Source organism: Streptomyces sp. CA189, from assembly GCF_056428985.1.
Window position 1 is genome coordinate 166,834 of the sequence record NZ_JBWJVM010000003.1, and the last position, 11,448, is coordinate 178,281.

At 74.7% G+C, this 11,448-nt stretch carries 8 protein-coding genes; 6 read left to right on the plus strand and 2 right to left on the minus strand.

Features of this window, described 5'->3' with window-relative positions:
* Positions 1 to 72 precede the first annotated feature (72 nt).
* The gene (locus AC061S_RS04295) at positions 73 to 1,137 is read left to right on the plus strand and encodes a hypothetical protein (RefSeq protein ID WP_478684461.1); all 1,065 of its coding nucleotides are present in this window, start codon (positions 73 to 75) and stop codon (positions 1,135 to 1,137) included.
* 9 nt (positions 1,138 to 1,146) lie between these two features.
* Here the strand turns inward: AC061S_RS04295 and AC061S_RS04300 are convergent, their stop codons facing one another.
* Positions 1,147 to 1,677, minus strand: coding sequence for an SRPBCC family protein (locus AC061S_RS04300; protein WP_478684462.1), 531 nt, complete (start codon positions 1,675 to 1,677; stop codon positions 1,147 to 1,149).
* Positions 1,678 to 1,731: 54 nt separating this feature from the next.
* Complete coding sequence (locus AC061S_RS04305) at positions 1,732 to 2,793, minus strand: NUDIX domain-containing protein (RefSeq protein WP_478684463.1); 1,062 nt, start codon at positions 2,791 to 2,793, stop codon at positions 1,732 to 1,734.
* Positions 2,794 to 3,089: 296 nt separating this feature from the next.
* Here AC061S_RS04305 and AC061S_RS04310 point away from each other — a divergent pair, with 296 nt between their 5' ends.
* The 5 genes from AC061S_RS04310 to AC061S_RS04330 all read left to right on the plus strand — a co-directional run bounded on the left by AC061S_RS04310 (position 3,090) and on the right by AC061S_RS04330 (position 11,137).
* Positions 3,090 to 4,832 carry a VanW family protein gene (locus AC061S_RS04310; protein ID WP_478684464.1) on the plus strand — a complete coding sequence of 581 codons (1,743 nt, stop codon included), beginning with the start codon at positions 3,090 to 3,092 and terminating at the stop codon, positions 4,830 to 4,832.
* A gap of 105 nt (positions 4,833 to 4,937) precedes the next feature.
* On the plus strand, positions 4,938 to 5,435 hold the full coding sequence (locus tag AC061S_RS04315; protein ID WP_478684465.1) for a hypothetical protein: 498 nt from the start codon (positions 4,938 to 4,940) through the stop codon (positions 5,433 to 5,435).
* 97 nt (positions 5,436 to 5,532) lie between these two features.
* Positions 5,533 to 6,198: an NAD(P)-dependent oxidoreductase gene (locus AC061S_RS04320; RefSeq protein WP_478684466.1), complete on the plus strand. Its 666-nt coding sequence runs from the start codon at positions 5,533 to 5,535 to the stop codon at positions 6,196 to 6,198.
* A gap of 140 nt (positions 6,199 to 6,338) precedes the next feature.
* Entirely contained in the window at positions 6,339 to 8,264 is a 1,926-nt protein-coding gene (locus tag AC061S_RS04325) for an RNA ligase family protein (RefSeq protein WP_478684467.1), read from the plus strand.
* On the plus strand, positions 8,264 to 11,137 hold the full coding sequence (locus tag AC061S_RS04330; protein ID WP_478684468.1) for a poly(A) polymerase: 2,874 nt from the start codon (positions 8,264 to 8,266) through the stop codon (positions 11,135 to 11,137). Before AC061S_RS04325 ends, AC061S_RS04330 begins: the two co-directional genes overlap by 1 nt.
* Positions 11,138 to 11,448: the final 311 nt, after the last annotated feature.

Here is an 11,448-nt window from a genome sequence, read left to right on the forward strand (position 1 = left end):
GGTCCGGGTTGTGCCGCCTCGGTGACGCCCTGTGAGATGGGCCGGAACCAAGAAAACGGGCGGGGGCCTCATATGACGGAGCCGGCGGAATTCGTCACGCGACTGCGCGCGGGCGGCCAGGATCCGGTCCAGGACCAGAGCCAGAGCCAGGACCAGGACCAGGACCAGCGCCAGAGCCAAAGCCAGGACCAGGCCCGGGACCAGGACCGCGAGGCGGCCTGGCAGGCCCACGGGCGCCGACGGCGCGTCGGCCGCCTGGCCGTCGGAGCCGTCGCCGCCCTGGCGCTCGCCGGCGTCACCGCGTGGCTGGTGACCGCCCCGGACGAGCGGACCGACGGCAAGCCCTACGCCGCCGCGCTCGACGAGCAGGCCTGGCCCGATGCCTGGCCGGCCACCACGAGCCTGCCGCTGCGCGGTTCCCCCGCCCGTACCTGGGCGACCGAGAAGGATGAGCTCCCGCTGCCCGAGGCCACGGCGGTCGGTTCGATCCCGAAGGCGAAGGTCTCCGACGGACTGCTCCGGGCCCGGGAGTTCGTGGTCGCGGCCAATCTGGATCCGGAGGTGCTCCGGGGCGCATGGCCCGCCGAGGCCTTGGAACTGCTCGATCCGCAGCAGCCCGCCCGCGCCGAGCTGACGGCGCACCTGCGCGAGCCCGGTCTCCCGGACGCCGACCCCACTGAGCTGTTCACCCGCTTCGACCCCGCCCGGCTCACACCGGCCCGGGGAGGCATCAGGGTGCGCGGCCGGATGTCCTTCGAAGCCGGCGGGAATCCGGGGCAGCTCAGGATCCACGCCGACTACACCTTCGTCTACGCCGTGCGGCGCGTGGCCCCGCACGCGGAGCCGGGGCCCGCGCCGGGCACGGAGGAGGTCGCACGGGTCGTCGTACGCAGGCAGCTCGTGCTGCTCTACGCCGCGGCCGACTCCCCCGGCACGACGGCCGGGAAGCTGGTCCCGGCCGGGTACCGCCGGCAGCTCGGCAACCACGACTGCGGCACGGTCGACGGCTTCGTCCACCCCTACTTCTCCAGGGAGGCGGCCGCCGCCCAGCGGCCGTGGCCGGTGGTCGACCCGTACGACGACAGCAAGGCCATCCCCGACGGACAGCCGAGCTGCACCGTCCCGTCACGCACCTGAGCCCCGCGCTCAGCCCCCGTGGCTCTCGTACCCGCCGGAGCCCTGGTCGTTCGCGTGCCCCTGCTCGGGGAGCGGGGCACCGGTCTCCAGGAGGGTCTTGAGGCTGGACGCCAGCATCGGCCAGGCGCGCCCGCACATGCCGATGAGGGTGCCGCCCGGTTCGAAGTCCTCGTGGAGGATCGTGAGCCGCGCGAGCGTGTCACCGACCGGCTCGATCTCGTACGTCACCTTCGTGCGCCGCTCGCGGGCCAGCTCGGCGCGCAGTTCCTCGCCGATGCCCGCGGAGGCGGCCCACTGCGGGGTGAAGGTGTGCCAGGTGTAGGAGAGCAGCCGCTCCGGTACGCACTCCAGCACCACCTGCTCCGGATCGCTCGTCCGCGCCCCGCGCTCCACCCAGTCCATCGTCGAGCCCACCCGCCAGTCGGTCTCGAAGTCGAGCCCCCAGTAGCGGCGGGTGAACGCGGGCTCGGTCAGGGCCTGCCACACCCGCGCGGGGTCGGCCTGGACGTACACGGTGTAGGTGATCGCAGTCTCGCTCATCCCCTCATGCTGCGGGACCGGGGCCCGCGGACCGGGGATTGAGCCGCTCTGCGCTCACCAGTGGCAGCCCTCCGCCGGGAGTTCCGTCGGCGGGGTTCGGGGCGGCGACGGGAGGGAGAGGCGGGCGCGGGCGCTGTGGACGGCCGCGAGTTCCTCGTGGCCCGCCGGACCCCAGTCGCTGAGTTCGCGGACCTGTTCGGGGGTGGCCAGCAGCCGGGCGTACGCCGGGTCCGGGCCCGGTGGCAGCGCCGTGAGCCGGGCCGCGGTGCGCGGGTGGGCGCCCTGGTCGGCGTACCGGTACCCGAGCGGGAGCGCGGCCGCGGTCCGGGCCGCCGCCGGGGGCGGAAGGTGGGCGGCGCCGGTCGCTCGGGCGATGAGCAGGAGGACCCGCCCGTCGGGGGCGAAGAGCCAGCCGGCGGGATCCCGCGGCGCCAGGTGCGCGGGGGCCCGACCCGGGTGCCAGGTGCCGTGCAGGGGGACGCGGCGGCTGCGCAGGACGCCGAGCCGGTCCAGGGCGGTGGGGGTGGTGGGACGGCCGTCCTCCAGCAGGGCGGCGCCGCCGCCGTTGATCCGGGCCCGCAGGGCGGACAGGGCGCGGCGGGCGTCGCCCGCGTCCATCAGGGCGGGCAGCTCGGCGGGCTCGGCGAAGTGGATGCCGGTGATCTCCTGCGCGGGGAGGCGGACGGAGTCGATGCGGTCCCGGGTCCAGGTGCCGCCGTCGAAGACGTGCAGGATCTCGCCGGGGAACCGCATCCCGGCCGGCATGCCGGGCGCGTCGGCCGGGATCCAGTCGACGGCGAGGCCGCGCGGGTAGCGGCCCTCGACGCCCAGCTCCTCGTACATCTCGCGGGCGGCCGCCGCGGCCGGCGCCTCGCCGGCGTCCACGGCGCCGCCGGGCAGCAGCCGGTCGGGGCGGTAGTCGACGCTCTGGACGAGGACCCGCCCGTCGGCATCGGTGACGAGGACGACCGCGCCGGTCCAGAGCGCGGCGCGGGAGGCCCCGTACTCCTCCGGGGTCATCCACGTGCCCGGCTTCGCGGCCGGGGCCTGGTCCTCGGGTGCGGCCGGGCCGGCGCCCGTGTCCTCCGTCACGTCCTCGTCGGTCAGTTGCGGCATCGGACTCCATTCACCGTAGGGGCACACGGGGCACCGCGGGGCGCCTTGCGGCCCCCGTCGCGCGGGCCTCGCAGGTCCATCGCGCGGGCCTCGCGGGGACGTTCCGCAGGGGTGGACCCGCGGGCTGTGCAACAGCGCGGACGGCTCCCGGGTTACGGAGATCCACACATTCCGCTTTGCCACCCCTATACCTCCTTATTACCTGGTTACACGGATCTTGCTAGGTTCCCCGGGCGGACTGGCGGCATGAAAACCGCCGGTCCGACCACGTCACCGAAGCGAGGAGAGACCCAGACATGCGACGCGCACCCCGTACGGGCACCCCGGCGGACACCGGCAAGCGGTGGACCGTCCCGGGCGTGGCCGGCGTGGCCGGCGGCGTCGCGGTCCTCGGCTTCGGTGGGCTCTACGCCGCGGGCCTGCTGCTGGCGGGCGACGACATAGCCACCGGTACGAAGGTGCGCGGCATCGACATAGGCGGGATGAGCCGCGCCGAGGCCCGCCATACCCTGGACCGTGCTCTCGGCCCGTCCGCCGCGGCCCCGCTGGGGCTGCGGATCGGTGAGCGGACCGAGCAGGCGCAGCCGGCGACGCTCGGACTGTCCCTGGACACCGGCGCCACCGCCGACCGGGCGGCCCGGTCCGGTTCCGACCCGGTCAGCGTGATCGGCCGGCTGTTCTCCTCAGGCGATCCCGAGGTGGAGCCGGTGATCCGGCTCGACGAGCAGGCGGCCCGCGCCGCCCTGGACGGGATCGGCGCGAAGACCCGGCAGGAGGCCCGGGAGGGCTCGGTCTCCTTCGAGAAGGGCAAGGCCAAGGCGGTGGCCCCGGTCACCGGTACCGACCTCGACGTCGACGGCTCCCTCGGCGTGCTCCGCTCGTCCTACCCCCGGGCCGCGGACGGGCCCGTCGTGCTCCCCGTCCGGAGCACGGAACCCCGTATCGGGCAGCAGGAGACGGAGCGGGCGCTCAAGGAGTTCGCCGAGCCGGCGGTGTCCGCGCCGGTCACCCTGACCGTGGCGGGCAAGCGCATACCCGTCGGCCCGGCCGTCCTCGCCAAGCACCTCACCCTCAAGGACGACGGCCAGGGCCGCCTGGCGCCCGGCCTCGACGCCAAGGCGCTGCTCGCCGACCCTGAGCTGGCCGGTCCGCTGCGGCAGGCCGCGCCGGGACCCGTCGAGGCGAAGCTGCGTTCCGACTCCGCCGGCGGGGTCTCCGTCGCCGAGGAGGGCCGGGTAGGACGCCGGGTCGCCGAGGAGGGCCTGTCCGCCGCCGTGCTGCCGCTGCTGACGCGGGCGGGCGCGGCGGAGCGTACGGGCGAGGTCGCCACGGAGGAGGTCCAGCCGAAGCTGACCAAGAACACGGTCGCGCAGCTCGGCATCAAGGAGGAGGTGTCCTCCTTCACCGTCGACTTCGAGAAGGCCCCGTACCGTACGACGAACATCGGGCGGGCCGCGGAGCTGATCAACGGCTCGCTCGTGCTGCCCGACGAGACGTGGAGCTTCAACCGCCGCGTCGGCGAGCGCACGAAGGAGAACGGTTTCGTCGACGGCCTGATCATCAACAACGGCCAGTACGAGAAGGCCGCGGGCGGCGGTGTCTCGGCGGTGGCCACCACCGTCTTCAACGCGATGTTCTTCTCAGGGGTCAAGCCCGTCGAGTACGGGGCGCACTCCTTCTACATCGAGCGCTACCCGGAGGGCCGCGAGGCCACCGTGGCGTGGGGCAGCCTGGACCTGCGCTTCGCCAACGACTCGGGCAAGGCCCTCTACATCCAGGCCGAGGCGACCGACACCTCGATCACCATCACCTTCCTGGGAACGAAGCAGTACGACGAGATCCGCGCGGCCAAGGGTCCGCGGACGAACGTCAAGCCGCCCGCCACCCGCACGGACACCGGCCCGAAGTGCGAACCGCAGTCCCCGCTGGAGGGCTTCGACGTCGCCGTCGACCGGGTGTTCGTGAAGGGCGGGCAAGAGGTCAAGCGGGAGACGATGAAGACCCGTTACACGCCGAGGGACAGTGTGACCTGCGGCTGAGGCTCCTTTCCGAGGAGCCCGGACCACCCGTGCGGGTGAGCGCGTGCGGGGGTGCGGGCGTTCGTCGGGCAGGGTGGGCGGATGGAGTCGCGCCGGGGACCGAGGGTGCCCCTGATCGTTGTCGCGCTGGCCGTGGCGGCCGGGTGTCTGACCGGATGTGTGACCGTGGGCCCGGCCGGGTACGGCTCCGTTCCCGGGAACGGAGCCGTACCCGGGAACGGAGCACGGCCCGCGCCGACGGAGGTACGGACGGGCCTGCCGGGACCGGCGGCCGAGGCCTGGCCGCTGGGGGCGCTGCCGGAGGTCGCGCAGGATGCGGACCCGGTACCGGATACCGCCCCGACTCCCTTGCCCGGGGCAGCCGTTGCCCCGCCGCCGGCCCAGCCCGCGGCGCCCGCGGCCCGGCCGCGGAGCCGGGTGAAGCCCGCCGCGCCGCGGCACCGGCCGGAGCGGCCCCGGCGGGCCGCGCCGAAGAAGCCTGCGGCACCCGCCGCGAAGCCCCGTCGCGCCCGGCCCGCGCCGAACCGTACGTACGACATGGCGCCGCTGTGCGCGGCGGCCCGGGGGACGGTGGACCCCGCCATCGTCGCGCTGTGCCGCTGACCGCGTGGCGCTGCCGGGTGCGGGAGGCGGGATTCGCTTGGATGGGCCCGGCGGACCCCGACCGGGGCCCGTCCAGCCTCCACCCCCAGGAGTGGCCATGGCGAAGATCGCTCTCTTCGGCGCAACCGGCACCATCGGATCCCGGGTGCTCCACGAAGCACTCGGGCGCGGACACCAGGTCACGGCCGTCGTACGCGATCCCGCGCACTTCGCCGAGTCCGAAGCCAGCTCCGCGGACGTCACCGTCGTCGGCGGCAACGTCCTCGACCCCGCGTCCGTGACCCGGGCGGCGGCCGGGCAGGACGTGGTGGTCAGCACGTACGGTCCGGGCTCCGGTGATCCCGGCACGCTCGTCGGTGCGGCGAAGGCACTGATCGGCGGCGTACAGGCCCTCGGTGCGGACGAGGACCGGCCGCGCGTGCTCACCGTCGGCGGGGCGGGCTCGCTGCGCACCCCCGGCGGACCGAGGGTCTGGGACCAGGCCGGGATTCCGGCGCCGATCGTCGCCGTCATGCACGCCCACGGGGACGCCCTCGACTTCCTGCGGACCGTGCCGGTGGAGGAGGTCCACTGGACCAACATGAGCCCCGCCGCCACGGTCGAGCCGGGCACCCGGACGGGCACGTACCGGCTGGGGCTCGACGACCTGGTCGTGGACGACGACGGAAAGAGTCTGATCTCCGCGGAGGACTTCGCGGTCGCGCTGCTGGACGAGATCGAGCGCGACGCGCACGCGGGCAGGCGGTTCACGGTCGGGTACTGAACCGGGTGCCGTTTCGCGTGCCGTTTTTCGAGTGCCGAGGGGCGTGCCGGGTCCGCCCCGCCGCCGATATTCGCTGGTCCGGGCGGGTTCCGCCTCCCTAGAGTGACCAGGCACCAGCCTCGGCCCGCAGGGAGCGGATCATGCGCACGCACTACCCCCGGACCCCGCACCTGCCCTGGTCCCCCGGTGCCACGTCCGACGACGTGCGGACCAGCGGGCCCGGCATGCTGGCCGGGTTCGCCGGGCGCGAGGTCGTGGTCACCGAAAAGCTCGACGGCGAGAACACCACCCTCTACACCGACGGCCTGCACGCGCGGTCGCTCGACTCGGGCCACCATCCGTCACGGGCTTGGGTGAAGGGCCTGCAGAGCCGTATCGGCCCGGGGATCCCCGCCGGTTGGCGGGTGTGCGGGGAGAACGTCTACGCCCGGCACTCGCTTGCCTACGAGGAACTCGACGCGTGGTTCTACGGGTTCTCGGTGTGGGACGGCGACCACTGCCTGGACTGGGACCGGACGGCACTCTTCCTGCGCGACCTCGGGGTCCCGGGACCGCGCGTCCTGTGGCGCGGCGTCTTCGACGAGCGGGCACTGCGCCGGCTCCGCCTCGACACCACACGGCAGGAGGGGTACGTGGTCCGCACGACGGCCGGGTTCGAACGGGCCGACTTCGGGCGGTGCGTGGCCAAATGGGTCCGGGGCGGACACGTGCAGACGGACACGCACTGGATGTACGCCCAGGTGGTGCCGAACGGGCTCGGTCCCGCGGCCGCCCTCTGGGACGCCCGGTCGGGCGCGGATCCGGATGCCGCCGGCCTGCTCCGCGCGGTGGGCGCGGACACGATGGTGGACGCGGCGGGAGTCGCGCGACTGGTCGCCGAAGTGGCCGACCGCATCGACGGGTTGAGCGTACGCCGGTCCGGTGAGGACCGGCTGGCCGGGATCCTGGCGGCGGCCCTGCGCGGCGTACCGCGAGCCGCGCTCGCACCCCGGCTGGCGGCGGGGCCGCTCGGGATGGCCACCGCACGGCGGGTCGCGGACCTGGTCGGGCTCTACCCGGCGCTGCGCAGGCCCTTCCCCCATCCGGACACGGAACGGCGGGCGGGGCTCGTACGGATGGCGGAGGCGGCCGATCTGGGGGTGCTGCACGCGCTGGCGGGGGCGGTCCCCGAGTCCGGTGGAGGTGGCGAAGCCGGTAGCGGGGAGGGGGCCGGCGAGTGCGTGGAGTGGTCCGCACTGCACGCCGAGGAGGCGGGGGTGCTCGGGCCCGCGCCGCTGGAATCCCTGCGGGCCGGGCTTCGGGACGCCCTCGCCGGAGCAGGCGTACGCGACGGACACGGAAGCGGAGACGGGGATGCGAACGGCGGCGGGGATGCGAACGGCGGCGGCGGGATCGGCGGTGACGCCGCCGACCGCTGCTGGGCCGAGGCGCGCCGGGCGTACGGCCAGGGCAAGCTGACCGGCCCCGAGGAGGCGGTCGCGGCTACCTGTCGGTGGCGGGACGGCTCTTCCTTCCCCCGGCTGGTGCAGCTGTGCGGCCCCTCCGGCAGCGGGAAGAGCACCTACGCCCGGAACCTGCCCGCAGTGGAGTCCTACATCAGCCTCGACGAGCTGCGCCGTGCCCGGGGCTCCCGTGCCGACCAGCGGGACAACGCGGACGTGCTCCGGGAGGGCCTCGACCTTCTCGACTCGGCACTCGCCTCGGCCGCGCACCGCGGGGGCACGGTGGTGTGGGACGCGACCTCCCTCACCGCCCAGCAGCGCGGCCTGGCCGGCGCCGTCGCCCGTCGGCGCGACGCGCTGGTCACCCACGCCGTGCTGCTGGTCGGGGAGGCGGAGCTGTTGCGCCGCAACTCCACGCGCGCGCACCCGGTACCGGAGCAGGTGCTGACCTCGCAGCTCCGGCGGTTCGCTCCGCCGTATCCCGGCGAGGCGCACCGCACGTGGTACCTCGGGGCGGACGGAACCGTCGAGGACACGGCGGGCACGATCGGTGCGACGACCCGTACGGCTGCCCGTACGACGGCCCGTACGACTGCCCGTACGGCTGCCGGCGAGGAGGGCTGATGCGTACCAGCGAGGAGCTCTACCACCAGGTCCGCTGGGACCCCCGCTTCGACCCCGCCCGGTTCACGCTGGGACTGCTGCAGCGCGGAGCCGCACCGAAGCGGGTACCCCTCCCGTCCTTCGTGCCCGGGGGCGACATCCCCTGGCACCGGGTGCTGTTCGTGGAAGCCGACGGCGAGCTGGTGTGGGACCGGGCGACGGGCGTGGACGTCATCGGCAGCACGGCGGCCGGGCGGGTCCGCGACCCGAGGCTGCTGCGGGCGCCGTTCTTCACCGCGCGGACCCCGTACGCATGGGACGCGTCCGGAGGCGGCGCGTGGCGGGCGGCACCCGAGGGTGAAGTCCGCACCCAAAGGCCTTCGTGCGTGCGCCTGTTGACATGGAACACGCTCTGGGACCGGTACGACGCCCCGCGCATCGCCACGGCGCGGCGCAGGCCGTTGCTGCTGGCAGACCTCGCGGCGGCCGACGCCGATGTGATCGCGCTCCAGGAGGTGGAGCGCGAGCTGCTCGGCATGCTGCTCGCCGAGCCGTGGGTCCGCGCCTCGTGCACGGTCGCCGCGGACCCGGGCGGCCGGGACGTGGCGGAGAGCGGGCTGCTGGTGCTGAGCCGGCTGCCGGTGCGGGAGGCGGGCGTTCACGTGCTGGCTCCGCACAAGGCGGTCGTCGCCGTGACCGTGGACACGGCGGCCGGGCCGCTGGTGGTCGCGGCCACCCATCTGACGAGCGACCACACGGAGCGGGGCGAGGACCGGCGCACGGCCGAACTGACTCGGCTTTCCGAGGGGTTGGCGGGGATCGAGGCGGCCGACGTGGCCCTGCTCGGCGACTTCAACGACGGCCGGTCGGGAGGAGCGGGTCCGGCAGCGGCGCTGGGGCTTCGGGACGCGTGGACCGAGGCGCACGGGGCGCAGGACGGGACCCCGACCTTCGATCCGGTCGCCAATCCGCTCGCGGCGGTGGGGTCGCTGTCGGGACGGGCCGCTCGCCTGGACCGGATCCTGCTGCGGTCGCGGGGAGTTCGCGTGGCGGAGGCCGCACTGCGCGGCGCCTCCCCGGCCGCGGACGGACTGTTCATCTCCGACCACTACGGGGTCGAGGCCACCCTGGACTTCGACCCGGCGCCCGACGGGCGCGGAGGAGGCGGCGCGGGCTCCGGGCACGCAGTGCTGGACGTGCAGGCCACCGCGCGGACGGCCGTGGCGTGGCTGGCGCCGCGGGACGAGGCGGTGGAGGCGGTCCGTCGCGCACACGACCCGCAAGCGGAGCGATGGCCCGCACAGGTGAACCTGCTCTTCGGCTTCGTACCGGAGTCCTCCTTCGAGGCGGCACTGCCCCTGCTGGCCGAAGCGGCCGTGGAATCGGCCGCGTTCACGGCACGCCTGGACGGGGTGTACGCCTTCGGCCCGACCCTGTGGCTGGACCCGGCGGCGGCCGGCGACGCGCCGTGGCAGGAGTTGCGGCGGACGTTGGCGGCGAGATTCCCCGGCTGCGAGAGTCGGGTCGAGGGTTTCACCCCCCACCTGACGCTGGGACGCAGCCCCGATCCCCGGCGTGCGGAAAGGGAGTTCGCGGCACGCCTCGGCGACGGCCGGTCGGCGCGCGTGGACTCGCTCGCCGTGCTCTCCCGGCGGGGCGACGGCCCGATGGAGGTCCGGGCGACGGTGGAACTCGCAACCGGAAGGATCCGCTGGGTCGCGGAGCCCGCACGTGCCACGGCGGGCCGGGCGGACGGCGCAGGGCCGTCCGAGGCCGATGCCGAAGCCGACTCCGTCACGGCGCGGATCGCGGCGGCGCTCCCCGAGGGGGTCGTGCACGTGGCCGGCTCGCGCCGGATGGGCTGTGCGCTGCCGGACTCGGATCTGGACCTGGTCGCGGCCCTGCCCGGCGCCGTCGCCCTGGCGGAGGTACGGGCGCGGGTCGCCTCGGCGCTCCCCGAGGCCGAGCGGCTCCGCGAGGTGACCGGCGCCCGGGTGCCGGGCCTGCGGCTGAGCGTCGCCGGGCTGGACGTGGACCTGGTGGTGGTCGCCACCGGGCCGGTACCGCCTGACCGGGCCGTAGCCCGGCGGGCGCAGCTGGGCGAGGCGGCCGCGGTGGCGCTGAGCGCGGTGAGCGACACCGATGCGGTACGGGCCTTCGTGGCCCCGGAGCACACGGCGTTCGCCCGGCTGGCGCGCGAGGTCAAGGTCTGGGCACGGTCGCGGGGGCTGGACTCGGCGCCCTTCGGCGGCCTGCCGGGAATCGCCTGGGCCGTGCTGGCCGCCCACACGGTCCGCTCCGCCCCGGACCTCTCCCCCGGGCCCCTGCTCCGCACCTTCTTCGCCACCTGGGCCGCCTGGGACTGGCGCACGCCGGTGAGCTTGGCCCCGGCCGCGGACCCGACAGGGGGCGGGGGCGGCGCGGACGCCGTCACCGTGCTGACACCGTCCGCCCCGGTCCGTAGCTGCACCACCCAAGTCGGCGCAGGCACCGCCGACTTGCTGACGCGGGAGCTGTTCGCCGCATGGGAGGCGCTGGAGGAGAGCCCCACGGCCCAGCTCGCCGCCGCCGCGACCCCGCACCGTCGGCACGCCGCCTGGGCCGTGGTCACCGTGACGGGCTCCAGGCCCCTCGACTTCGAGGACAACGTGGGCCGCACGCGCGGCCGGCTGCGCGCCCTGCTCGGCTCCCTGACGGAGGCGGGCCTCGCGGACGCGCACGCCTGGCCCCGGCCCTTCGAGCGGACCCCGGCCCTGGCCCGCTTCGCGATCGGCCTCGGCCACACGCCGCCGGACCCGAGCGCCCTGGCGGCCCTCACCGCGCCCTGGTCGGCGACGCTCCCCGGCACCGAGGTGACGTGGGCGGATTGCGGCACCGTCCCCGACCTCCTCTGACGACAAGTAACGAACGCACGGCAGCACCAGGCCGAGCATCTGGCCCCACTCTCCGAACGCGGCCACGAGTCCGACCAGGGCTCCGCCCCGCCCCTAGGGCGTGGCGAGACGGAGCGGTCAGAGCCTCAGTAGAATCCTGTGAAGTTTTTTCGTCAACACTTTTCACAAGGATTGAAGAAACTCCAAGTTCACAGGCCTGATGCGTGATTGACACGCCGTTGGATCTTCAGTTCATGAACGTTCAAACCCTTGACGGCCCCGGCGCCGGGCAGTTCACTCACGCTTCGATCCCCCCGGATCCACAACGTCAG